The sequence below is a fragment of the Prolixibacter bellariivorans ATCC BAA-1284 genome, assembly GCF_000621705.1.
Classification (GTDB): domain Bacteria; phylum Bacteroidota; class Bacteroidia; order Bacteroidales; family Prolixibacteraceae; genus Prolixibacter; species Prolixibacter bellariivorans.
Genome location: NZ_JHXO01000001.1, coordinates 533,174 through 559,216, shown reverse-complemented (window position 1 = coordinate 559,216; position 26,043 = coordinate 533,174). Strand labels below are relative to the sequence as shown.

22 protein-coding genes are annotated in these 26,043 nt (G+C 45.5%); 7 read left to right on the top strand and 15 right to left on the bottom strand.

What is annotated here, in order from left to right; genetic code table 11:
• Positions 1–10: 10 nt before the first annotated feature.
• From T426_RS0102410 to T426_RS0102390, 5 genes are all read left to right on the top strand, one after another.
• Positions 11–898, top strand: a complete 888-nt coding sequence (locus T426_RS0102410; RefSeq protein WP_036984111.1) for a hypothetical protein — start codon at positions 11–13, stop codon at positions 896–898.
• 51 nt (positions 899–949) lie between these two features.
• Positions 950–1,264: a preprotein translocase subunit SecG gene (gene secG / locus T426_RS0102405; protein WP_234406355.1), complete on the top strand. Its 315-nt coding sequence runs from the start codon at positions 950–952 to the stop codon at positions 1,262–1,264.
• Positions 1,265–1,564: 300 nt separating this feature from the next.
• Positions 1,565–1,843 carry a co-chaperone GroES gene (locus T426_RS0102400; protein ID WP_025862936.1) on the top strand — a complete coding sequence of 93 codons (279 nt, stop codon included), beginning with the start codon at positions 1,565–1,567 and terminating at the stop codon, positions 1,841–1,843.
• Positions 1,844–1,884: 41 nt separating this feature from the next.
• A complete protein-coding gene (groL, locus tag T426_RS0102395; protein ID WP_025862935.1) occupies positions 1,885–3,519 on the top strand; it encodes a chaperonin GroEL in 1,635 nt (544 codons plus the stop codon).
• A gap of 136 nt (positions 3,520–3,655) precedes the next feature.
• Positions 3,656–4,219: a manganese efflux pump MntP gene (locus T426_RS0102390; RefSeq protein WP_025862934.1), complete on the top strand. Its 564-nt coding sequence runs from the start codon at positions 3,656–3,658 to the stop codon at positions 4,217–4,219.
• Between the two features lie 21 nt (positions 4,220–4,240).
• Here the strand turns inward: T426_RS0102390 and T426_RS22480 are convergent, their stop codons facing one another.
• Entirely contained in the window at positions 4,241–5,716 is a 1,476-nt protein-coding gene (locus tag T426_RS22480; RefSeq protein WP_199898430.1) for a DEAD/DEAH box helicase, read from the bottom strand.
• 287 nt (positions 5,717–6,003) lie between these two features.
• On the bottom strand, positions 6,004–7,113 hold the full coding sequence (dprA, locus tag T426_RS0102380; RefSeq protein ID WP_025862932.1) for a DNA-processing protein DprA: 1,110 nt from the start codon (positions 7,111–7,113) through the stop codon (positions 6,004–6,006).
• A 306-nt stretch (positions 7,114–7,419) separates the two neighbouring features.
• On the opposite strand from dprA, the gene T426_RS0102375 reads away from it, so the two are divergent.
• Positions 7,420–7,995: a helix-turn-helix domain-containing protein gene (locus T426_RS0102375; protein ID WP_025862931.1), complete on the top strand. Its 576-nt coding sequence runs from the start codon at positions 7,420–7,422 to the stop codon at positions 7,993–7,995.
• 12 nt (positions 7,996–8,007) lie between these two features.
• Complete coding sequence (locus tag T426_RS0102370) at positions 8,008–9,660, top strand: AMP-binding protein (RefSeq protein WP_025862930.1); 1,653 nt, start codon at positions 8,008–8,010, stop codon at positions 9,658–9,660.
• A 65-nt stretch (positions 9,661–9,725) separates the two neighbouring features.
• Here T426_RS0102370 and glgP read toward each other — a convergent pair whose 3' ends face one another.
• From glgP to sufB, 13 genes are all read right to left on the bottom strand, one after another.
• Positions 9,726–12,317, bottom strand: a complete 2,592-nt coding sequence (glgP, locus tag T426_RS22475; RefSeq protein ID WP_051538450.1) for an alpha-glucan family phosphorylase — start codon at positions 12,315–12,317, stop codon at positions 9,726–9,728.
• 162 nt (positions 12,318–12,479) lie between these two features.
• Complete coding sequence (locus tag T426_RS0102360) at positions 12,480–13,862, bottom strand: glycoside hydrolase family 57 protein (protein ID WP_027585222.1); 1,383 nt, start codon at positions 13,860–13,862, stop codon at positions 12,480–12,482.
• A gap of 12 nt (positions 13,863–13,874) precedes the next feature.
• Positions 13,875–15,188 carry a glycosyltransferase gene (locus tag T426_RS0102355; RefSeq protein WP_025862929.1) on the bottom strand — a complete coding sequence of 438 codons (1,314 nt, stop codon included), beginning with the start codon at positions 15,186–15,188 and terminating at the stop codon, positions 13,875–13,877.
• Positions 15,189–15,223: 35 nt separating this feature from the next.
• Positions 15,224–17,167, bottom strand: a complete 1,944-nt coding sequence (locus T426_RS0102350) for an amylo-alpha-1,6-glucosidase (protein ID WP_025862928.1) — start codon at positions 17,165–17,167, stop codon at positions 15,224–15,226.
• Between the two features lie 109 nt (positions 17,168–17,276).
• Complete coding sequence (locus T426_RS0102345) at positions 17,277–18,272, bottom strand: GSCFA domain-containing protein (RefSeq protein WP_036985338.1); 996 nt, start codon at positions 18,270–18,272, stop codon at positions 17,277–17,279.
• Complete coding sequence (locus T426_RS0102340) at positions 18,269–19,099, bottom strand: alpha/beta hydrolase (RefSeq protein ID WP_025862927.1); 831 nt, start codon at positions 19,097–19,099, stop codon at positions 18,269–18,271. The genes T426_RS0102345 and T426_RS0102340 overlap by 4 nt, the downstream gene beginning before the upstream one ends.
• A gap of 63 nt (positions 19,100–19,162) precedes the next feature.
• Positions 19,163–20,095, bottom strand: coding sequence for a tRNA epoxyqueuosine(34) reductase QueG (gene queG, locus T426_RS0102335; RefSeq protein ID WP_027585219.1), 933 nt, complete (start codon positions 20,093–20,095; stop codon positions 19,163–19,165).
• Between the two features lie 61 nt (positions 20,096–20,156).
• Positions 20,157–20,462 carry an iron-sulfur cluster assembly protein gene (locus T426_RS0102330; protein WP_025862925.1) on the bottom strand — a complete coding sequence of 102 codons (306 nt, stop codon included), beginning with the start codon at positions 20,460–20,462 and terminating at the stop codon, positions 20,157–20,159.
• 3 nt (positions 20,463–20,465) lie between these two features.
• On the bottom strand, positions 20,466–20,897 hold the full coding sequence (locus T426_RS0102325) for a SufE family protein (protein WP_025862924.1): 432 nt from the start codon (positions 20,895–20,897) through the stop codon (positions 20,466–20,468).
• 51 nt (positions 20,898–20,948) lie between these two features.
• Positions 20,949–22,166, bottom strand: a complete 1,218-nt coding sequence (locus T426_RS0102320) for a cysteine desulfurase (protein WP_025862923.1) — start codon at positions 22,164–22,166, stop codon at positions 20,949–20,951.
• Positions 22,167–22,288: 122 nt separating this feature from the next.
• Positions 22,289–23,662: a Fe-S cluster assembly protein SufD gene (gene sufD, locus T426_RS0102315; protein ID WP_027585218.1), complete on the bottom strand. Its 1,374-nt coding sequence runs from the start codon at positions 23,660–23,662 to the stop codon at positions 22,289–22,291.
• Between the two features lies 1 nt (position 23,663).
• Positions 23,664–24,416, bottom strand: a complete 753-nt coding sequence (gene sufC / locus T426_RS0102310; RefSeq protein WP_025862921.1) for a Fe-S cluster assembly ATPase SufC — start codon at positions 24,414–24,416, stop codon at positions 23,664–23,666.
• Positions 24,417–24,448: 32 nt separating this feature from the next.
• Positions 24,449–25,894, bottom strand: a complete 1,446-nt coding sequence (gene sufB, locus T426_RS0102305) for a Fe-S cluster assembly protein SufB (protein WP_025862920.1) — start codon at positions 25,892–25,894, stop codon at positions 24,449–24,451.
• Positions 25,895–26,043: the final 149 nt, after the last annotated feature.

Sequence of the window (26,043 nt, the reverse complement as noted above, 5' to 3'; positions counted from 1 at the left end):
AAGAGTTTTTATGTCGATGAACAGAGAGCAAATGATGCGATACCTTGACGACCCAACTCAGTTAAATGAGAAGTCGCTGGGCGAACTGAAGGAAATATTGGATGAATTCCCGTTTTTCCAAACGGCTCATATGCTCTATGCGCGTAATTTGCTCAACGAAAAAAGCTTTCGCTTCACCAACCAGTTAAAAATAGCAGCCGCCAGCGTAACCGACCGGTCAATGTTGTATTTCCTGTTGCATCCGAAAGCCCGAGAGGAAGCTGAGACAAGGAAAAAAGTTGCGGAGGAGATACCTCAGATGACTATTTCACCTGAGCCGGATATCGCCGATAAAGACACACAGGATGAAGGCTTCTTCGAATTGGCAGATGAATCATCACATACACCTCCGGTAAAAGAGTCTGCAGTAGAAGATACAACAGATGCGACAACCGAAAAAGATCATATTCCGTCGAAGCGTCCGCAAAAATCTTTCGATTTATTAGACTTTGATGTAATGGAACCGTCCTTTTATCAACTTGGCGAAGAAGTTAAAAGTATTGAGGGATTATCGGAACTTAGTAAATCCATCAACCTTAACGCGAAGAAGAACAACCCAACACAAGAAGAACAGCCGGAGAAAGGCGGGTTAAAAGATAATCTGATTGACAAATTTCTGGAAACAAAACCCAAAATTGCTCCGGCAAAAAAAGGTGATGCCCAACATGAAGATATTTCGGAACGGAGCGCTGAGGAAACGGATGAGTTTATGACTGAGACCCTTGCACACATCTACGTAAAGCAGGGATACTACGAGAAAGCTATTAAAGCTTTTCAAAAATTAAGTTTGAAATATCCCGAAAAAAGTGTTTACTTTGCTCGGCAAATTGAAGAAGTCAGGAAACTGCTAAATAGATAACCGGATATGTATACACTGATAACCGTATTAATTTTCATAGTCTGTGTCCTTATGATTTTAATCGTATTGGTACAGAACTCAAAAGGTGGAGGTCTTACCTCGACATTCTCAGGATCAAACCAGGTAATGGGCGTTCGTAAAACCACCGATTTCCTCGAAAAAGCCACCTGGTACCTTGCTGGTGCTCTTTTTATTCTGTCAATTTCTGCTTCAGCGTTTATTCCCCGTCAGGGAGTACAACAACGTTCTGCCATTGAAAAGCAGATTGAAAATGCAGCAGATCCGACTGAATTGCCTACATTCCCGCAGGCAGCACCTCAGCAGCAGGATTCAAACAGCGCAACACAACAAAACAACGGTAAATAATATTACCCTGATAGAATTAAGAAAGCTCACCATATGGTGGGCTTTTTTTGTGCCTGCCAATTGCCAACCCGGCAACCGCAAAAAATGTCAGCTTGTCAGCCTTAACTGACAATCTAAAAAATCCGTATCTTACTGACTATACACACATTAGGGTATTACTTTTCTCCAGCCGCTCGTATCCGGATGATTTTTTGTCCTGAAAAGCAGCCGTTACTGCTAAATACAACCTTTGGCACGTAATGTGATGAATAGCGGATGTCAATGAAATAACTATTGTCTAACAAAAAAATACAATGCAAGATGACAGAACTGAAAGGTAGAATTCTTGCCGGCAAAGTTTTAGTGCAGCCGCAGGACGCTGTAGAGAAAACCGCCGGAGGGATTATCATCCCCGACTCAGCCAAGGAAAAACCACAAACGGGAACCGTTGTGAAGGTGGGAAGTGATAAAAAAGACGAACCCATGGAGGTGAAAGTTGGGGATACCGTATTCTATGGTAAATACTCCGGTACGGAGCTTCAGATTGATAACGAAAACTACCTGTTGATTTCTCAGTCAGATGTTCTTTACATCGCATAGTGAAAAGACCGATTGTACAAAAATTAAAATGAAAAAATAACATGGCTAAAGAGATCAAATTTGAAATTGAAGCACGCGAGTTGCTGAAAAAAGGCGTCGATCAGCTTGCCGATGCCGTGAAGGTAACGCTTGGTCCCAAAGGACGCAACGTTATTATTGACAAGAAATTTGGTGCACCTCAGGTGACCAAAGACGGTGTAACCGTTGCCAAGGAAATTGAATTGGCTGAACCGTACGCGAACATGGGCGCACAGCTCGTTAAAGAAGTGGCTTCCAAAACAGGTGACGATGCCGGTGATGGAACAACCACAGCTACCGTACTGGCACAATCCATCATCAACGTTGGATTGAAAAACGTAACCGCTGGTGCCAACCCAATGGATTTGAAACGCGGTATCGACAAAGCAGTTGCCAAAGTAGTTGAAAGCATCAGCGCGCAGTCAAAAACCGTAGGTGACGACTACAGCAAAATCGAGCAGGTTGCCCGCATCTCTGCCAACAATGATCTCGAAATCGGCAAACTGATTGCCGAAGCGATGGAAAGAGTTCACAAAGAAGGCGTTATCACGGTAGAAGAAGCCAAAGGTACCGAAACCTACGTTGAAGTAGTGGAAGGTATGCAGTTCGACCGTGGTTACATTTCTCCTTACTTTGTTACCGACACCGAGAAAATGTCAGCTGAACTGGAAAATCCGTTCATCCTGATCCACGACAAAAAAATCTCGACCATGAAAGACCTGGTTCCGATTCTGGAAGCAACTCACCAATCAGGTCGTCCGTTGATGATTATCTCGGAAGATATCGATGGTGAAGCACTGGCTACTCTGGTTGTGAACCGTCTGCGTGCCGGACTGAAAGTATGTGCCGTAAAAGCGCCCGGATTCGGCGATCGCCGTAAGGAAATGCTGGAAGACATCGCCATTCTGACCGGTGGAACCGTGATTACCGATGAAAAAGGTATGAAACTGGAAGACACCACCCTCGAAATGTTGGGTCAGGCCGAAAAAATTACCGTCGACAAAGAGAACACCACTATCGTTAACGGTTCAGGCGAAAGCTCCAACATTGCTGCCCGCGTAGCTCAGATTAAAAATCAGATCGAATCGACTACTTCCGATTACGACCGCGAAAAACTGCAGGAACGTCTGGCTAAACTGTCTGGTGGCGTTGCTGTATTGTATGTTGGTGCTCCTTCCGAAATCGAAATGAAGGAAAAGAAAGACCGCGTTGACGATGCTCTGAGTGCAACCCGTGCAGCAGTTGAAGAAGGAATCGTACCTGGAGGTGGTGTTGCCTACATCCGCGCTATCAGTGTACTGGAAAACCTCGAAGGTGACAACGAAGACGAAACCACCGGTATCGAAATCGTAAAACGTGCCATCGAAGAGCCCATGCGTCAGATTGTAGCTAACGCAGGACTGGAAGGTGCCGTTATCGTTAATAAGGTAATGGAAGGTAAAGATGACTTCGGTTACAACGCCCGCATCGGTGAATACCAGAACCTGTTTGAATCAGGCGTTATCGACCCGGCTAAAGTAACTCGTGTAGCACTTGAAAACGCTGCATCGATTGCCGGCATGTTCCTCACCACCGAGTGTGTTCTTGTTGAAGAGAAAGAGGAAAATCCTCCAATGCCTGCAGGCGGAATGGGCGGCGGTATGCCCGGAATGATGTAAGCAATACATCACACAATATATATAATAACCTTTTTATTGGTTTTGAACAGGCCGTCCGGATTTTCCGGGCGGCTTTCTTTTTTATCGCTTTTGCCCGATTCCGGCTCTTTTTCTATCTTCGTCCAAAATCATTTTAATGGATTTATTAACTGTTTCCATTCTCGCTCTTGGTCTTTCAATGGACTCATTTGCTGTTTCCATCAGTTGTGGACTGGCCGAGCGAAAAATCTCCTTCCAGCATGCAGTTAAAATAGCCTTGTCCTTAGCTTTCTTTCAGGGATTACTTCCTTTGCTTGGATGGTTTGTGGGGTCCGAAATCAAATATTTTGTAGAGCATTTCGATCACTGGATCGCCTTTGCACTTCTTTCTTACCTGGGCGGAAGAATGATATTCGAAAGTTTGGATAAGGAAAGTACCAAAGGAATGTCCAATGTTTATTCGTGGCAAAATATATTAACCCTTTCCATCGCTACCAGTATCGATGCGATGATTGTGGGCTTCTCTTATGCATTAGCCTCACCGGGCGATCTCATTTGGGGAGCGATTATCATCGGGGCTGTCACCTTCTTTTTCTCGATGCTGGGAATCCGCATAGGAAAAGATGTGGGTAACCGCTTTGGGAAACGAATGGAACTACTCGGAGGAATTGTATTGCTGGCTATCGGATTTAAAATCCTGCTGGAGCATTTTTTCTCTTAACTTCTCTACTAAAAAAGGAACTTACTTCCGCCGCGATTTCTTCTTTCCACGCAAGTGCTTACTCTTCGTGTTAAATGAGAAAGAGTTCTTTTTAAAATGCTTCTTCTTCTCGTGAAAAGCACCATTATACGTTGGGTCGGACAATTTTTTCATCCGATCAATTTCGCGGGCCTGTTCCTGCGTCTCCCGATTTGTCGATTCGACAAATTCTACTTCTTCCGGTACGCTTTTTTCCTGAATTTCCATACGGATTAATTTTTCAATCCGTTCGAGATGATATATTTCAGCCGGATTCACCAGCGAAATAGCAACACCTTCATAACTGGCCCGGGCGGTCCGTCCAATCCGGTGCACGTAATCTTCATCGCTTGGAGGCAAATCGAAATTAATCACATGGCTGATGCGCGACACATCCAGCCCACGTGCCGACACATCGGTAGAAATCAACACACGCACTTCTCCGTTTTTGAACGCATTAATCGCATTAATTCGTGTCATCTGCCCTTTGTTGGAATGCAGAATACGAACCTCGCCCTCCGCCTTCCGCTTGATGACTTTATAAACACCTTCGGCATTCTCCTTCGTCCGGCAAAAAATCAATACCCGGTTAAACTGCTCTTCATTCTTTAAAAGATATTGAATCAGGTTCAACTTACTCCGGTAATTGGGAACATTGTAAAAATACTGTTCCACTTTTTCAGCTGGTGTAGCCGAAGGAGCCACCTCAACACGAACCGGAAAATCGAGAAATTCATCACTCATTTTCTCCACTTTACCGGAAAAAGTTGCCGAAAAAAGCAGGTTTTGCCGCTTGGGCGGAATGACTTCGAACAGCTGGTTTATCTGCTGCATGAATCCCATGTCCAGCATCCGGTCGGCTTCATCAATCACCAGCGTTTTTACCTTTTTGAACGAAAGTACGCCCGCTTTATACAAGTCCCACAACCGTCCCGGTGTCGCCACCAGGATATCGATTCCGGGTTCTACCAAAGCCGCATGTTTGGTCCAGCCTACACCGCCATAAACAGCCGCATGCCTGAGATTGGAATAAGTCGTTAACTCCTCGATATCCTCTCCCACCTGCACAGACAATTCGCGCGTGGGAACCAAAATAATCGCACGGGGATCGTCTCCCTCAGCCTTTACCAGCTTCATGAACAGAGGAATCAGATAGGCCGCTGTCTTCCCGGTTCCTGTTTGCGCAATGCCCAATACATCCTGTCCCGATTTAATGGCCGGAATCGCCTTTTCCTGAATTGGAGTTGGTGTTTCAAATCCAATCTCATCCAGTGCCTTCAATATCGATTTTCCTACACCTAATTCCTGAAACGTTTTCATTCTGCTGGTATTCATTTGCTGCAAAAATACACTTTCCCAACGAATTGCCTCAACAGATTGTTTGGGCATGATAAGAAGTGACGATTTGATGACATTACCATGCGGGTTAACTCCACAAGATTGCGCTTTGCGACCGGTTCCCGTCACAACGAGAAGCATTGTCGCATTTCGCGGTTTGTTCCCCGCACAACGCGGGAAGCTGTCGCGTTTTGCAACGACATCGTTTCACGTTGCGGGAAGCAGCTACATTTTGTAGCTCATTCTTTTTGGGAAGCGGGAGGTAACTACATTTTGTAGTTCATTGCCGAAACGACCCGGGAAGCAACTACATCTTGTAGTTCATTGCCAAAACGACGCGGGGAGTAACTACATTTTGTAGTTTGCTCCTGTCACCTTGCGGGAAGCAACTACAATTTGTAGCCAGCACAAACGACCGGCAAATGGTTTCAAATCAACTTAAAAACCTTTCCGGGAAGTCCTTTTACCAGGCCCGTAAATTCGAGGTTGAGCAATAGCGGGGAAACTTTATTCATGGGCAACCCGCTTTTAATGCAAAGCATGTCGATTGCCAACGGACCTTCTTCTTCCAAAAGGGTTATCACGATTTTTTCGTCTTCCGTGAAATCGGAAAACAAACGGGGCTGAAGAGCATCGGGGTTGCTTTTACCATGCTCCCAATTCATAATGTATTCCAAATCTTTTACTGACTCAATCAGGGCTGCCCGGTTCGATTTGATAAGGAAGTTGCATCCTTCGGAAAACGCATCGCCTTTCCTACCGGGAAAAGCAAAAACGTCGCGGTTATACGAATTGGCAATTTCGGCGGTAACCAGGGCGCCACCCTTATGCGCCGACTCAACCACGATGGTCGCATCGGCCAGTCCGGCAATAATCCGGTTGCGGCGAATAAAATGTTTCCGGTCGATAGCCGATCCGCTAATGAAATCGGTAATCAAGCCACCTTGACTGGCAATCATTTCGCGCGCAGTACCTGCATGCAGCTGCGGGTAAAGCTTGTCGAGACCGTGCGCCAATACACCAACGGTCGGCAGTCCGTTCTTCAGTGCCGAACGATGTGCCCGGATATCGATACCGTAAGCCAAACCGCTCACCACCATGACCGGGTAATTGTGATTACCTAATTCGCTCAGCAACTCGTCAACCATTTGGTAACCATAATCCGTCGCGTTTCGGGTACCGACCACACTGATAATTTTGGCCATATTCAAATCGGGCTTTCCTTTCACATACAACATCACCGGCGCATCACTGCAGGCCTTTAAACGTTCGGGATATTCTTTATCGAGATAAAACAGTGGTTGGATTTGGTGCTTATCGATGAATTCCAATTCTTTTTCGGCCCGTTTCAACACATTGCTGTTAGCAATGTTGCGCGCTAAAACAGTACCAATCCCCGGTATTTCCCGCAGCTCTTTTTCCGGTGTACGAAAAACCTCCCGGCTTCCGCCGGTATAAGCTACCAGGTTTCGCGCAGTAATGCATCCCACCAGGGGGATCAAGGAAATGCCAATTTGATATAGTCGGTCGTCATTCATAGGAAAGGAAAATCACACCTTAAGTTACTAAAACCACGGGTAATTCTGAATATCCAAAACATAAACGACCGGCACCTTATAAGCGCCTCTTAAACTGGGAATAGCAAGCCATGCAGCTTCAACAGGCTGAACACAACCTGATTAAAATCAATATAAATAAACAGATTCAAGCTCTTTATCAATAAAAATAACGTCAATCTACCACAAAATTCCTTTAACTTTTCGCGCTGAATTAAGCTGTCTTAACTACTGACAGAACACAACCTGTTAATTCAGCTTACTTCCGGAACCAAAAATCAAAATGATATGACCAAAGGAAGAAGTGTTGGTGAACGCATCAGCAACATTCGTCAGTTGAAAGAAATTTCAAGGGAAGAACTGGCCGACCGGTGTCAGTTTACAGCAGAGGTTTTAACAAAACTTGAGGAGGATGCCGTCATACCCTCGCTGGGGCATCTCATCAAAATATCGCGGGTATTAGGCGTTCGATTGGGAACTTTCCTCGACGATTCTGAACAGCTGGGACCAGTTGTATCCCGCAAGGGAGTTAGCAAACCCAGTGCCAGCTTCTCGAACAAAAATAGCGACGCACGGGTCGATCTCGATTTTTATTCGCTGGCCAGCGATAAATCGGGCCGCCATATGGAACCGCTGATCGTGCAAATCAAACCAACGGAGCGTAAAGATTATTTGCTTTCGTCGCACGAAGGCGAGGAGTTTATATATGTTCTCGAAGGAGAAATAGAAGTTATTTACGGGAAAGAAAGCCACACACTGGCAGTTGGCGACAGCATTTATTACGACTCGGTGGTGGAGCATCACATTCACACCAACGCCGATAAACCGGCCACCATTCTTGCCGTTGTTTATGCACCCTATTAAAAACGGCTTTTTATGGAATTACTTGATATTACGTTAGGCGACCAACTGGAGCATTGGGCCACAGAAACGCCCGATCACGAATTCATGGTTTACCCCGATCGGAACCTGCGTTTCACCTACCGGGAATTTGACGAGCGGGTCAATAATCTGGCCAAAGGACTTTTGTACATTGGATTGGTACCGGGCGACAAGCTGGGCATCTGGGCGAACAATGTTCCCGATTGGATGACTTTCATGTTTGCTACGGCAAAAATCGGTGTTGTACTGGTGACCATTAACACCAATTACAAGTTGCACGAACTGGAGTATCTCGTGAAGAACTCCGATTTGCAAACACTCTGTATCATCAATGGTTTCCGCGACAGCGACTATGTGAAAATGGTGAATGAGCTGGTGCCGGAACTGAAGTCGTGCGAGCGAGGATACCTGGAAAGTGAGAAATTTCCTTTCCTCAAAAACGTTATTTTCATCGGTCCCGAGAAGCACCGGGGAATGTACAATACAGCAGAGTTAATTTTGCTGGGAAGCCAACTTGATGACGATCTGCTGAACTCAACCAAAAAGTTGGTTACTCCGCATGATGTGGTGAACATGCAATATACCTCCGGAACAACCGGTTTCCCGAAAGGCGTTATGCTTTCGCATCACAACATCCTGAACAATGGGTATACCACCGGCGAGTGCATGAATTACACGCAGGACGACCGGTTGTGCGTCTGCGTGCCGCTCTTTCACTGCTTTGGCTGCGTACTGGCCGTATGCGCGATTGTTTCGCACGGAGCCACCATGGTGATGGTAGAAGACTTCGACCCACTGATGGTGCTGGCTTCGGTTCACAAAGAGCGCTGCACAGCGCTTTACGGTGTACCGACCATGTTCATCGCTGAACTCCATCACCCGATGTTCGACATGTTTGATCTGTCATCACTTCGCACCGGTATTATGGCCGGAGCGCCTTGCCCAATCGATACGATGAACCAGGTTATGGACAAGATGTACATGAAGGAAATCATCATTGTTTATGGCCTGACGGAATCGTCGCCGGGAATGACAGCTACCCGGATAGCCGACCCACCTGAAATCCGATCGACAACGGTAGGTAAAGCGTTTCCCTTTGTTGATGTAAAAGTGGTGAATCCCGAATCCGGCGAAGAATTGAAGCCGGGAGAACAGGGAGAACTTTGCTGCAAAGGTTATAACGTGATGAAAGGTTACTACAAAAATCCGGAAGCCACTGCCAAAGCTATCGATAAAGATGGCTGGCTACACTCAGGCGATTTGGGCGTGCGTGACGAAGAAGGATATTTCCGGGTAACCGGCCGGATAAAGGACATGATTATACGGGGTGGAGAGAACATTTATCCTCGTGAAATTGAAAATTTCCTGTATGGAATGCCCGAAATTCAATCGGTAGAAGTGGCCGGAGTCCCTAGTCCGAAATATGGCGAACAAATCGGTGCTTTCATTAAATTGAAACAGGATGTCTCGTTAACGGCAGAAGATGTCAGGGATTATTGCCGCGGGCAAATTGCCCGGTACAAAATCCCGAAGTATGTCTTTTTTGTCGATGAATATCCGATGACGGCCAGCGGAAAAATTCAAAAGTATAAACTCAGTCAACTGAGCCTTGAATTGCTGAAACAAGAAGGCATTGAGCCGATATAAAAACCGGTAAAAAAAGAAAGGCCTCCACAATGTTGGAGGCCTTTTTATTTATCATCGAATAGAAATTAAATCCATCTCAGGTAGCGGAAATCCTGACGGTGCGCCAGATTCTCATTCTTCGGATAAACCCGCAAACCATAGTTGAAAGTTCCCGACTGTTTCAGATTGAGATCCAGCTGATAATGCGTCATTCCGTTTTCCGTTTTCACCGGCGTAAATTCCTGCTTCTGTACAAACTCTACAGGTTCGTCAGACGTAACGACAATCATCTCCACGCCAACTTCCTCAGGTGTCAGTCCTTTCAAGTCAAGGACAACCTTCGACGGATAATCCTGCCCCATTTTATAGGAATTCGTAATACCGTCGGCCAGTTGCACGTTTACTACCTCAATATCGCTCCATACGCCCGACACCTTTGCTTTCCATTGTGCCATATCACGTGCATGCCGATAATCTTCCGCAACAATACCCTTTGAACGCTCAGCCTGTTTGATATAAAAGCGGTCGAAATAATCGCGCATCATCCGGCGTGTAGTGAAATAGGGAGCCACTTCGGCAAATGTATTTTTAATAAAATCGACCCAAAGGACCGGCACACCTTTTTCGTTCCGGTAATAATAAGCCGGAATGATTTCGTTTTCGAGCGTACTGTAAATACTTTCAGCGTCCAATTCGTCCTGCAGGTCCTGAATGTCGAACGAGCGTTCTTCATTAAGTGCCCATCCGGCATCCTTTTTATAACCTTCGACCCACCAGCCATCGAGCACCGAGAAGTGTAATGTACCGTTCATCACCCCTTTCTCGCCCGAAGTACCGGAAGCTTCCAACGGACGTGTCGGGGTGTTCATCCACACATCACAGCCCTGCACCATAATCTTGGCGAGATTCATGTCGTAATTCTGGATAAACAAAATCTTCCCAACAAACTCCGGTCGCTTGGATATCTCCATGATATACTTGATCAAATCCTGACCAGCTTTATCGGCCGGGTGCGCTTTACCGGCAAAAATAAATTGTACCGGTCGCTCTGGATTATTCACAATCTTATCCAGCCGATCGAGGTTACGGAAAATAAGATGCGCCCGTTTGTACGTAGCAAAACGCCGGGCAAAACCGATGGTCAGGGCGTTCGGATTCAGCTTCGAAAGAGCTTCGGCAATAAACTTTGGATTTTCGTTACGCTGAATGTGGGTATCGGTAAACCGCTCCTTGATGTATTCAATCAACCGGGCACGCAACGTCGATTTGGTATTCCAGATAACACCATCTTCTACCTTGTATATGTTCTTCCAGGCACGAGCTTCTGAAGCTTCATCATAATCATGAATATCTTCCGGAAGCTCTTCCTTCAGGAATTTCTCATGAATTTTCCTCCACTCTGGGGCTGCCCAGGTCGGATAGTGCACTCCATTAGTCACATAACCAACATTTTCCAACTCTTCCGGAAGAAACCCTTTATACAGTTCTACCAATAGTTCCTGGCTCACTCTTCCGTGCAAACGACTTACACCGTTAATACGTTCTGAAAGATTAGCGGCCAGAAAACTCATATTGAAATGGTCCTCGTGCGGATTGGTCTTACCCAACATTTCAAATTCATCCCACGAAATACCCAAACGGTCGGTGAATTTCTCCATGTAAGCACGGAATAAATCGTCGTGGAACGCATCGTGTCCGGCAGGAACCGGCGTATGAGTAGTAAAGAGGTTTGACGCACGAATAGCTTCTTTCGCTTCAGCAAAAGTAAGATTGGCTTTCTGCTGCAGATTCCACATCCGCTCCAAACCAATGAATGCGGCATGACCTTCGTTGATGTGATAAATCTCTGCCGATATCCCCATTTTTTCCAGTGCCCTGATACCTCCTAAACCAAGCACCATCTCTTGCTTCAAACGATTCTCGTTGTCGCCACCATACAGATGGTGGGTAATGAAACGATCCTGCTCCTGGTTCGCTTCCAAATCGGTATCGAGCAGGAATAGTTTCACGGAACCAACATTGACACTCCACACCTGCGCCAGAACTGTCCGCCCCGGCATTTCAATGGTAATGGTCACCCAGTTACCGTTTTCATCCATTACCGGTTGTACCGGGATATGGGTAAAATGCTCGGCTTCGTAATGAGCCACCTGCTCACCGTTGGCAGATATTGTTTGCTTGAAATAACCGAATCGGTACAGCAATCCAACTGCCACCATTTCCACTTTTGAGTCGCTGGCCTCCTTCAGGTAATCACCTGCCAGAATTCCCAAGCCGCCGGAATAAATCTTCAGGCTGGTATGCAGGCCGTACTCCATACTGAAGTATGCCACTTTCGGCCCTAATAACTCTTTCCGCTCATTAAGATATTGACTTAAACGAGCTTCTACTTCTTTCATGCGGAGAATAAAAGACATATCCGCTTCCAGTTCACTGAACCGCTCAAGACTTGTCTCTTCGAGTAACTGTATAGGGTTGTGTGCTGTTTGTTCCCAGATTTCGGGATCGATTTCCTCGAAAAGTTTCCGCGCATCATCATTCCAACTCCACCAAAGGTTCCTTGAAATCACCCTCAGCGGTTCTAATAATTCCGGGACATTGGACTCAACTATTATTTTTTTCCAGGTTGGTTCAGCGTTATCAGGTAATTTTACAAATCTCACTCCTTGTTTTTCCATGATTGGTATTCATTTAACTCTCCATTTGTAAGAGTTCGGTTAATAATGGGTCAACTACGTTCACACGATAAATTGCATGCAATTTAGACATTACAAATTACCTGTACGTTAAATTACAAGAACATAGGTTTGAATAGAGAGTCTGGTCTGATGCAGGTTTTTCTATTTTGCCGATTTACTTTTCGTTTTTGTCTTACCCGTTGTTTTCTTCTTTTCAACTTTCGGAAGCACAGCCCCTTTGGCTTCCTTGAGTTTGTTTTTCAGAGTCTTCACCTCATCTTCGGCTTTACTTAGCCGATCGTCCTTCTCATCAATCACCTCTTTTAACGCGGCAATTTCGCGGTCGATATCCGATTCGGGAACAAGCGCGTTAAGTCGGATTCTAAAATCACTCAATACATTCATATAGTTGATGAATGCTTCGTAAGGACTAGCGTAAGGATTGAAATACTTATGTACCTCTCCATCAGAAAAGAACTTGGTACACATGTAGTAAAAATGGTCACTAATTTGCAGGTAGTTCCAATCTTTAATCATTACGGGGTCGAAACAACGCAGCATTCGCTCCTTCAAATCGTATAATTTACCAAAAGCTTCTTCCTGCAATTCGTTTCCCAACCAGGCCGAAAGATCACGCTCCTCGTCAGCCCATGAAATGGGATGTGGAACATGTACGGCTGAAATTGGTTGGTATTTTTCAATTATTTCCGACGGAGTATCGAACGTAAAAGAACCATTCTTCAAGATAGTCTCCGGAAGGCTTTTCAGGAAATTTAAAATGCCCGAATCCGCGGTTTGGTGCTCTCCAAACGTTTCATAATCCATAAAAAGATTAACCATCTCCTCATTTTTATCGAGCTCACTCATCCATTTGAGGAATTTCTCAGCGGTCAGTGGATATTCGTTCCATGCTTTATTGGAAAAACGGAAAGAAATATCGTCACTGAGTTTGTAGTTCCGCATCAATACTTTCAGCCGGGGATTAATGGCATTGCAATAAAGGAAATTGGGACTCTTCCATCCCAGCACATGTTTCGCTCCCTCCGTCAACATGGCTTTGAAACCCATTTTGTACACCCTATCACCGATTTCATCGGAATAGATCATTTCGGTATTCCGGAAAACGGAAGGACGCTGACCAAAGTAAGCCTCTATTTTATCGTCATGATCCTTCACCTGTTTTTCAAACGATTCACCATCGAATAGTGAAACAAGTGAGTGGGAGTAAGTTTCGGATAAGAACTCCACATAACCGGTTTCGGCCAGTTCCTGAAATGAGTGCAATACCTCGGGAGCATACAGTTCGAATTGCTCCAGGGCAATCCCGGAGATGGACAATGCCACCTTGAACTTACCTTTATGCTTTTTCAGCTGTTCCAGCAACACTTTGTTAGCCGGTAAATAACAATTGTTTGCCACCTTCCTCAGGATGGTTTCATTGGCATAATCATCATAATAATAGTGGTCGTTACCAATGTCGAAGAAGCGGTATTTCCGGTAACGGAACGGCTGATGAATCTGAAAATACAAGCAAACGGATTTCATATGGCTAACTTTTTACGCGTTACTGTTGTTGTTTGACTGACCTAAAGCGGATAAATAAACCTGACGAACATGGGCCGCTGAATGGCGCCATTGCAAGTGATCCACTTCAATCCGACCATGCTTTTTAAACATTTTGGGTAAAGCCGGATATTGTAATATTGAATATATGGCATCGGCCATAGCATTGATATCCCAGAAATCGACCTTGATAGCGTGTGTAAGAATTTCGGCGACCCCCGATTGTTTGGAAATAATTACCGGAACATCAGACATCATCGCTTCGAGCGGTGAAATACCAAACGGTTCGGATACTGATGGCATCACATATACATCGCTAAGGCGGAACATATCGAATACATCGTCTCCCTTGAGGAAACCGGTAAAATGAAACCGATCGGTTATACCAAGTTGTGCTGCACGCTTCACCATTTTGTTCATCATATCCCCACTGCCAGCCATCACAAACCGAACATTATCCATTCGCCGCAATACCTGGTGAGCTGCCTCGATAAAATATTCAGGTCCCTTTTGCATAGTGATACGCCCAAGAAACGTCACAATTTTTTCATCGACTCCCTTGTTGACGCCCAACCTTGGCGTGCGTTCGACCGGTTCAACTGCATTGTAAACGGTCACTACTTTGGCTGGGTCGATTCCATATTTTTCAATTACGATATTCCGGGTAAGATTACTTACGGTAATTACCTTGTCTGCCACCTCCATTCCTTCACGCTCGATAGCGTACACATTGGGATTGACACTACCACCTGAGCGGTCGAAATCGGTGGCATGTACGTGTATTACCAAAGGCTTACCGCTGGCCTTCTTCGCTGCAATTCCGGCCGGATAGGCCAACCAGTCGTGCGCGTGAATCAGGTCAAATTCATTCTCCTGTGCAATCACATCGGCCACGACAGCATAACGGGCAATTTCCTGTAATAAATCGCTGCCGTATTTTCCTGTAAAAGGCAAACGTCCTTGTGAATCGGTTTGGATAAAACGAGAGCGTGAATTAACTTTCTGTTGCGTAAGTCGGTAAAATTCCTCCTCCCCGACATAGGGAATTAACGAAGAGTCGACTTCAAAATATTCAACTTTTTTCTGCAGATCTTCAAAACTAACTTGCTTACGGGTAATGGGCACGTCTCCGGCACCGATAATTCCATCCACAGCCGAACGATCCTCGTCCCCGTACGCTTTGGGTACAACAAAAAGAACATTCACATCATCATAATGGGCCAATCCTTTGGTGAGTCCATAACTGGCTGTTCCGAGTCCGCCACTGATATGGGGAGGGAATTCCCATCCGAACATTAATACTTTCATTCAGCTCTGCGATTTAAGGGGTTTCATAACTGACTTTACTCTCCATAACTCTCGACAAAAGCAATGGCCGACAAAATGGAGCCCACGTTCCATGCCTGAGAAACTGCTCCCCGGGCTTCATGCGGGGGATTTCCGTCATACATCTCGGAAAGTGTACCAATACAATGTTCCGTCATTTCTTCTTCAAAGGATTCCATAATATTCTTCACAAACGACATCCCTCCCATCTTATGAATTCCGATGTAAGCTTTGATAAACGGGCCGATAAAAAACGGGTAAACTGACCCCTGATGCACCGCCAGAGAGCGGGTCGGCAGATCTCCGTCGCAAATTCCCAGGTATTCCGGGTTTTTTGGCGACAATGAACGTAAGCCCATTGGCGTAAGTAATTCATTTCTCACCCTACTGACAATTGATTTCTTCTGCTCGCGCGATATCGGAGAATAAGGCAAACATGTGGCAAACAACATATTCGGTCGTACCGACCAGTCCTTATAATCACCATCGACGTAATCAGCCAGATACTCTTCTTCATCGCACCAGAATGTACTGACAAATGCCGCAGCAATTTTTCCCGGCAGATTCTTCCATTCCTCAACAAAGGCTTTGTCCCCCGCCGCATCGGCCAGTTCAAGCGCATACGAAACGGCATTGAACCAAAGCGCATTGATCTCGACAGCTAAGCCTCCCCGCGGAGTAACTGGTTTTCCATCCACATAGGCATCCATCCAGGTCAGAGCAACGTCTTCAGCTTTGGCATAAATTAAACCGTCGTCCTGCATGTGAATGTTAAAACGGGTTCCTTTCCGGTAATTCGAAAGAATACCTTTCATGGCCTTTCCATACTTTTCCCATAACTCCTTCTTCTCCACAAAATCGTTCAATTCCTGCACACTGGTAAAGAAAAGCAAAGGCGCATCTGCGGCATCATAATCACTTTCACCTGAGCCAACATATTTGGGAAAAAGACCATCTTTCAGTCGCTTCATCTGCGTTTTTAGAATCGACTCATACGTCTTCAAATTTCCCTGAAGCAGGAGTACACCGTTAATGGCCAGAAACGTTTGCCTTGGCACCGACTCGTACCACGGATAACCGGCAATGATGTCCTCACCATCATTTCGGACACAGAGAAACTGTTGGGCCGAGTTAAGCAACGAATTTGAAAACGAATCGCGGGGCGTTCTTTTCTTCGTCTCATTGGTAAACCGGCGTTTAAATCCACTAGGTTTCTCTTCAGCAGTTGACGCTGAAAAAACAATGGATTCGCCCTTTTCTATCGGGAGCTCAAAATACCCGGGAACAAAAAGGTCTTCCTGAAATTCATAACCGCGTTTTTGTTCCTTCATGTACTCGATGTTGTAGTACCAATCTGGAAACGGAACAAAATCGACCTCTTTGGAGAACTGCATATGCAGAAAAGGGTACCCTTCGTATAAACGCATCTTAATCCCGTTTTCGACCGGGACGTAACGAGTGTTAGCAAACATATTGGCTTTACTCAAAGTATGCACATTCCGGAAGGCCAGAAATGGTTTGAACCGAAGCGTAGTTGGGCTGTGCGCATCTTCCAGTGTATACCGAATCAGCAACTGTTCTTCTTTTTCCACTAATATCCGCTCTCGCGACAAAATAACACCGCCAACCCGATAAGTGACTTTCGATATCTTTTCAAACTCAATATCTCTTATATACTTATGTCCCCGAGGTTCGTAGTGATCACCAGGAAACTTATGAAGCCCGAGGTTAAATTCTGCATCATGCTGAATAACGGTTTCATCCAACGATGAAAGGAGTACATGCTTACCACCATCCAGCTCGTTCAGCTGAGTAATGAGCAAACCATGATACTTTCGCGTATTACAACCAGAAAGCGTAGATGAAGAATAACTTCCGGCCCGGTTGGTACGTAAGAATTCGCGCTGTAGCGAATACTCCAGATTGACTAACTGCTGTTTATCAAATTTCAGATAACTCATAGGTGCAGAATTATTTTAAAAGGACTTCAACGACTAATTTCGAACAATTCGTGACAGGAATGAATTTTAACAGGAACTAAATTTAGCCAATTGTCACTTTTATAAAAATTTATTCCTTCAGTTTACTAAGTAAATACTCCAAAATTTCTTGAATGTTAAGGAACGGGTATTGTTTCATCAAGTTCTCGGCCCGTGTTAACTGATTGTCAAGGAATAACCGATACGATTCGGCCTTCGGATCAAAAGGTCTGTGCTTTGCTGCCAACCTCAGTTTTTCCACTTTCTTCATGATGTCCAAACTATCTGAAGTTATCAGGACATCAGAAAAACGTTCCCAGATGTAATCGACAGCCAACTCGCTCAAATGCACCATATCGGATGCATAAAACCGGTAGTCGCGCAATTCATCCATCACGATTTCATAAGATGGGAAGTAGGCAATCCGCTCTTTTCCGAACTTCGCTATCAGGCCTTCGATTACTAAAAACAACACAGATTTGCTGATTTGGTTTTCGTGGGCCCCATCTTTCCAATGACGTATCGGACTCACGGTAAAAATAACCTGCAAACCAGGATTCATCTCCCACAAACGGGTTAGCAAAGTCTCCCAGCGGGCAACCGTTTCATCAACATTCAACCGATATCTGCGGAATTGCTTTGCCGGCTGCTTGTGACAATTTGACACCACCTTTTGATCTTCACGGTTTTCGTATACCCAGGCCGTACCAAACGTGATAAAAAGAAAGCTGGCTTCACGAAGCTGCTCAGCACCATTTGTTACGCGTTTGTTAATTTGCCCGAGGCAGATTTCTTTATCCTGATGAGAAAAACGGCTATGGTGATGATAGCTATTCCACCTTCCGTTAGAAAAAAAGATATCCTCATCTCCAAATCTTTTATTCTCCATCAGAATTTCCAGGCTATTGCCAACCGAAACCGGATTATACAGAATTCCGAACGGATTCACATCGACGGAAAAACAGCGACTCGTTAGCTTTTCGCCAATATTTTCGGCGAAGCAAGAGCCCATCAACACGATTTTTTGACGGTAATCGAGCTTCTTCTCATATCCCGGCAATGCTATTTTCGTTCTGAATCGGCTCATATATTCTGTTCTATCCAATGAAAAATAAATGTCAATACCTCATCCTGCTCTTCAAAATCGTGCAACTGATGACGGGCGCCGTGCCATCCCCGGTAGGTAATACGGTCGGCCGCATTATCGAATAACTTCAAACCGGCATTGCTATCCATAATGGGATCATCCAGTCCCTGCATCAGCAGGACAGGGATATTCAAACGGTAGGCATTCTCCAGCAACCATTCCCCTTCGCGTTTCACCTCGCAAAACAGTCGAACGGAAATTCGGTTATGCAACAACTCATCTTTGCTGCGCGACTGTGCAGCTTCTTCATCTTCCGAGAAATCGCCTGAGCGAAGTCCGGTTCTAAAAGTAAGACGTGGAGTCAACCGATTGGCCAAACAAGCCGCGGCGGTCATCACAGCACCCGGCTTTTTCCGCAAGGTAATCCACGGCGAAGTGATGATGGCCAATTGTGGAATGGCAGCTCTGCGCAAACAATAACTAAGCACCATATTCCCGCCCATACTGTGCCCGTAAAGGATGACCGGAATGCCCGGAAACAATTCGCGGGTTTTTCTCAGTAGCAGCTCAACATCTTGCAAAAAGTCGCTATAGTGACGAAGAACGCCTCTTTTTCCTCCCGAGCGTCCGTGACCGCGATAATCGAATGTAACAGCAGCCAGATTCTCCTCCGGAAACCGACTTAACCAATGGTCGTATCGCCGGCAATGATCTCCATGCCCATGGACCAATGCCAACACAGCTTTCGGGTAAACTTCAGGCGCCCAGCTGACCGCATAGTAATCCAGTCCGTCGAACGATTCCCATTTGTATTCCGAAAACTTCATTGGCACAAGGGTTCATCTTTGATTAACTAAATGTGCAAAAAGTTTCGCAGGAGTAAAACTTAATTAATCTAAAAAATCGATGTTGCGACGAAGACCTTTAAAACCGGCTCGTTTTACCGCCGATTTTCTGAAGAGTTGATTGAAATTTTCTCTGTCTAAATCCTTCCAGTCAGCCCGGGTCATCTCCAGTAAATCAGGTTCTGGGATAAAGGCTTCGACATTATGAGGTGAAGGGTTGCGGTTCCACGGGCAAACGTCCTGGCAGATGTCGCAACCATACATTCTATCTTTTAACTGACCTTTGAATGTTTCCGGAATTTCATCGCGGTTTTCAATCGTCAGATAGGAAATACATTTTCTTGCATCGATTGTGTGGGGAGCAACAATCGCCTTGGTCGGACAGGCATCGATGCAGCGTGTGCACGAACCGCAAAAATCGGTGTCGGCAGGTTGATCATATGCCAGCTCCAAATCAATGATGAGCTCCCCGATAAAAAAAAAGGAACCATGTTTGGGCGAAATAAGATGTGAGTTTTTCCCAATCCAACCCAGTCCGGCACGTCGGGCCCAGGCCCGGTCGAGAACCGGCGCCGAATCGACAAATGGTCGTCCGGAACATGGAGCAATCTCTTCCTGAATGAAATGAAGCAGACTTTTCAATTTGTCTTTAATGACGAAATGGTAGTCCGTTCCGTAGGCATATTTCGAGATGACCGGCGCATCTTCGGCTTTTTGCTTTTCGCCCGGATAGTAATTGAGAATAACAGAAACAACGGAACGGGCGCCTTCTACCAGTTTCCCCGGATCGAGACGCTTTTCTACATTCCTTTCCATGTACCCCATCTGCCCGTTCATACCATTCTCCAACCACTTCAGCAAGCGGGGTTCTTCTTCATCGAGATGCTGTACCGAAGCAATGCCGCAATCAGTAAAACCGAGACGTTTCGCCTCCGCTTTAATGCGCTCACTGTATCTGTCTTTTTCGGTATTCATCATCTTCCGGGTACGGTATTATTTCTGACAAAAAAACCACCACAATATGTGATGGTTGAATATTTTACATGAAACCGAGTTCAAGCCGTGCCTCTTCCGACATCATCGACTTGTCCCACGGCGGATCGAAGGTAATTTCTACTTTACAATCTTCAACGCCATCCACCTTTTTCGTCATGAATTCCACATCGGAAACAATCATATCGGCAGCGGGGCAGTTGGGAGCGGTCAGCGTCATCAGCACATTGGCGGTATCATTTTCATCCACATCTACGCTGTAAACCATTCCTAAATCGTAAACATTTACCGGGATTTCCGGGTCGTAAACCTCTTTCAGGCTTGCGATTATCTTGTCAATTCTTTCATCCATTTTTTAACCCTCCTGTTGTGAAAGTTTTTCGTAGGCCAAGGCATAAAGTTTCATTTGCTTTACCATGGCCAGTAGTCCATTTGAACGTGTGGGAGACAGATGTTGTTTCAATCCGATATCATCAATGAAATGCAAATCGGCATCGATTATCTCCTTCGGTGAGCGATTAGAGAGAACGCGCAACAAAAGTGCAACAAGGCCTTTCACGATAATCGCATCACTTTCCGCTTCAAACAAAATCTTATCACCGTCTTTCTCTGGATGAAGCCACACACGCGACTGACATCCCCGAATCAGGTTGTCATCAATCTTATATTTCGCATCAATGGGTTCCAGGTCATTCCCGAGTTCAATCAGGTAGGCATACTTGTCCATCCAATCTTCGAATACCGAAAACTCTTCAATGATTTCCTGCTGTATATCTTCAATAGTCATAACTAAAAAATGCTTTGAATCAGAATAGAGGGAACAAACTTACGATAAAAATCAAAACATACCCTTGATACGAATCAGGGCCTTGTACAGCGCCTCAACCTCTTCTTCTGTATTATAAAATGCAAACGAAGCCCGCGTCATTCCGGGAACACCAAAATGATCCATAATCGGATCGGTGCACATACGCCCGGTACGGACTGCTACACCCAGTTGATCAAGAAGCGTACCTAAATCGAACGAGTGAATTCCTTCAATCTCGAATGAAATCACACCCACCTTATTTTCAGCCTCCCCGAAAATCCGCAACCCTTCGATTGACTTCAGTTTTGCGGTTGCCAGATTCAACAATTCCTGTTCACGAACTGCCAGATTGTCAACTCCGAGCGATTGCACATAGTCAATGGCAGTACCAAGAGCTACAGCTCCGATGTAATTAGGCGTTCCAGGTTCGAATTTGTAGGGTAACTCATTAAAGGTCGTTCCGGAGAATTTCACTTCCGAAATCATCTCACCACCGCCCATAAACGGAGGCATCTGGTCCAGCCATTTCCGTTTTCCGTAAAGAACACCAATCCCGGTAGGACCGTAAATCTTATGACCTGAGAAGACGTAAAAGTCACAATCGAGCTTTTGTACATCCGGCGGGTAATGGGCAATTCCTTGCGCACCATCAAGCAAAACCGGAATATTCCGCTTATGCGCGATTTCCACAATCTTATCAACCGGATTGATGGTTCCCAGCGTGTTCGAAACGTGGTTCATGGCCACCAGCCGGGTGCGTTCACTCAGCAATCCATCCAGCTCATCAATCTTCAGAACGCCATTTTCATCGAAGGGTAATACCTTCAGCGTTGCTTTCTTCCGCTCACAAAGCAATTGCCAGGGAACAATGTTCGCATGGTGCTCCAACTCGGAAACCACAATCTCATCGCCCTCCGAAACAAAAGCTTCGCCAAAAGAAAAAGCTACCAGGTTGACTGATTCCGTGGTACCATGCGTGAAAATAATCTCGCTCCGTTCGCCGGCGTTGATATACTGCCGCACCGTTTCGCGCGCTTCTTCAAAAGCCTCCGTTGTTTCGTTCGCCATGAAGTGAGCACCGCGATGAATATTCGCATTGGTTTTCAGGTAAAACTCTTCCACCTTATCCAACACTACCTGCGGCTTTTGCGTGGTGGCGGCATTATCGAGATATACCAGCGGTTTTCCGTGAACCTGTTGATCCAGTATGGGAAAATCCTTTCTTATTTTCCGGAAATCGAGACTCATAGTACGAATGATAAAATATAGAACCGGGAATTAAGTTTAACAACTGTAACTCCCGGCTTATGCCTGCTGGTTTTCCACTACCGTGAAAACCCAGAAAATTAATCAGCTAAAGCTAAACCGAATCAGCTCTCACAATCCATCACGCAGGAGTGACATTTCGACACTTCACCACGCAAACGCTTGTTCACCAATTCGTCAATCCGTTCGCCCAGTTTATCAACCCGAACTTCCTGAAGTACTTCGTGTGCAAAAGCATACATCAACATCAGGCGGGCTTCTCGCTCAGCGATACCACGCGATTTCAAATAGAATAACGCTTCTTCATCAATCCGGCCAACAGTCGCTCCGTGCGAACACTTCACATCGTCGTTATCGATAACCAACTGAGGTTTGGTATTCATTTTCGCCGTACCGCTCAGCAACACATTGTTGTTTCGCTGGTAAGCCAATGTTCCGTGCGCTCCACGTCCAACATGAATTCGACCAGTAAATCCACCGGTGGACTTATCGTCCAATACATTTTTGAAAAGCTGGTTACTCTGGCAATCGGGATGCGCGTGTTCCACGAAAGTGAAATTATCGACATGCTGACTTTTATCGGTCAGCGCCAATCCAAAGAGATTCGCCTCTGCGTGCTCGCCGTCGATAAGAACGTTCAGATTGTTACGCACAATTCCACCGTGCAGCGACAAGGTATTGGTCAACACATTGGAGTTACGCTCCTGCCGTATATATAAACCATTCAGATTCACCGCCTTGTTGTGCTGGTTTTGCAGATTGTAAAAATCAACCACTGCATTTTCGCCCACATGAGCTTCGGTCAGGTTATTCACCATGTAATCCTGCGGATCAAGTGTATGATCGCAGAAAATCACTTTCACCTGACTATTCTCTTCGGCAATGACCAGGTTGCGCTGTGTTGCATAAGTATCCTCTCCACCACGCATCAGATCGATAATTTGGATGGGTTTTTCGACAACCACACTTCGCGGCACGTATATGAAAACTCCATCCTGGGCAAAAGCCGTATTTAACGCGGTCAACGGATCTTTTTCCGGATCCGCCATCTTGCCGTAATATTTCTCAACCAATTCGGGATGTTCAACGGCAGCCTTGCGAAGACTGGTAACAACCACGCCTTTCGGCAGCTCGGTCAGTTGTTCGTTACCGGAATAGTACCAACCATTCGTCATCATCACCAGGTTGGTGTCCAGCTCCGGAACATCGCACTGAAACAGTTCGCGCAGATTGACATTGATGTCCTCATAGGTAAAAACACGCCGGTGATTTTCGCTGGCAAAGACCTTCGACAGGTCCGTATATTTATAATTCTCCGTCTTAAAATCGGGAATTCCCTGTTTCCGGAATGCCTCGATTGCCGGCTTGCGTGCAGCATTCATAAAACCGGCTGCGCCATCTTCCAGAAGGTGAACATTCGATTCAAAAAGGTTGGCGAGCCGCTGATTGATTTCTGTATTTCTTTTCGCCTCAGTCATATTACTCTCCCACCTCTTTTTTGATCCAGTCGTAACCTTTCTCTTCCAATTCAAAAGCCAGTTCTTTTCCGGCTGACTTCACGATACGACCGTTATACAAAACATGAACAAAATCGGGGACAATATAATCGAGCAAACGCTGGTAGTGCGTTACCACGATGGTTGCATTATCAGGCCTTTTCAGAGCATTCACACCGTGCGCAACAATACGAAGAGCGTCGATATCCAATCCCGAATCCGTTTCATCGAGAATGGCCAGTTTCGGTTCGAGCATGGCCATTTGGAAGATTTCGTTCTTCTTCTTCTCACCACCCGAAAAACCTTCATTTACTGAACGATTGGTCAGCTGCGAATCGATTTCGACCAGCTCTTTCTTTTCTTTCATCAGTTTGAGAAAATCGCCGGCTTTCAGCTCATCCTTTCCCCGGTACTTCCGGTGCTCGTTCAGAGCTGTTTTCAGGAAATTCACCATGCTAACACCCGGAATTTCTACCGGATACTGGAAGCTAAGGAACAGACCTTCTTTCGAACGAACATCTGCATCCATATCCAGCAAGTCTTTTCCGAAGAAAGAAACTTCGCCTTTGGTTACTTCGTAATTTTCGTGACCAGCCAACACGTTAGCCAGCGTACTTTTTCCGGAGCCATTGGGTCCCATAATGGCATGAACCTCTCCGGGATTTACCTCCAGGTTAATACCCTTCAATATCTCTTTACCTTCGACTTTCGCGTGTAAGTCTTTTACTATTAACATATTTTCTGAACTTATCTTACGTATATATCCGATTAACCCACACTACCTTCGAGGCTGATTTGCAACAGCTTTTGAGCTTCCACTGCAAATTCCATGGGCAATTTATTGATCACTTCACGGGCATAACCATTCACAATCATTCCAACTGCGTCCTGCGTTGAAATTCCGCGCTGGTTACAATAGAAAATCTGGTCTTCACCAATTTTCGATGTGGTGGCTTCGTGTTCTACCACCGATGAGTTATTGGAAACTTCGATATACGGGAATGTATGCGCTCCACAGGTATCACCTAACAGCAATGAGTCACATTGTGAGAAGTTCCGGGCATTCTCTGCCTTAGGAGCTACCCTTACCAAACCACGATAGGAGTTATCACTCTTTCCGGCGGAAATACCTTTCGAGACAATCGTGCTCTTGGTGTTTTTACCAATGTGTACCATCTTGGTTCCCGTATCGGCCTGCTGATAATTGTTGGTTACTGCTACCGAGTTAAACTCAGCAACCGAATTATCACCTAACAAAATACAACTCGGGTATTTCCAGGTAATGGCTGAACCGGTTTCCACCTGGTTCCAGAAAATCTTGGACGATTCTCCTTTACACAATCCACGTTTGGTCACGAAGTTGTAAATTCCGCCTTTGCCATTTTTATCACCCGGGTACCAATTCTGAACGGTTGAGTATTTTACTTCGGCCCTATCCATTGCAATGATTTCCACAACCGCAGCATGCAACTGATTCTCATCACGCATCGGTGCAGTACAACCTTCGAGGTACGAAACGTAACTGTCATCGTCAGCTACAATCAGTGTCCGCTCGAACTGACCGGTATTGGCAGCGTTGATACGGAAATAAGTGGAAAGCTCCATCGGACAGCGAACGCCTTTCGGTATATAGACAAACGAACCGTCGGAGAAAACAGCCGCATTCAAGGCAGCAAAGTAGTTATCGGTTGACGGAACCGCCATTCCGAGGTATTTCTGTACCAAATCAGGATGTTCCTGAACGGCTTCGCTGAATGAACTGAAAATAATTCCTTTTTCAGCAAGTGTTTCCTTAAAAGTCGTCTTTACCGACACACTATCCATTACCGCATCCACGGCAACGCCAGCAAGCAATTTCTGCTCTTCCAGCGGAATACCAAGTTTCTCGAAAGTACTCAGCAATTCAGGGTCCACCTCATCGAGACTTTCCAGTTCTTTTTTCTTTTTGGGGGCAGAATAATAGATGATATCCTGGTAATCGATTTCTGGGATTTTCAGGTAAGCCCAGTCCGGCATTTCCATTTCCAGCCATTTACGGTAAGCTTTCAACCGGAAATCAAGCATGAATTGCGGCTCATTCTTCTTGGCCGAAATCCATCTGACGACGTCTTCATTCAGACCCTTCCCCAGTGCATCGGAATCAATGTCGGTCACAAAACCGTATTGATATTCGCTCTTCGTTACTTTATCAAGTAATTTATTTTGGTCCTCCATAACTTCATATATTTGGTTAAAGCCGGCCTACCCCTTCATTATGCGCTCCTCACACCGTTAACACATTTAAATAGACCGCTTTTAAATTGTTGCAAAGATATAAAATGTAAGCTATTTTTGAAGCCTGATTTCTACTAAAAAAAACCTCG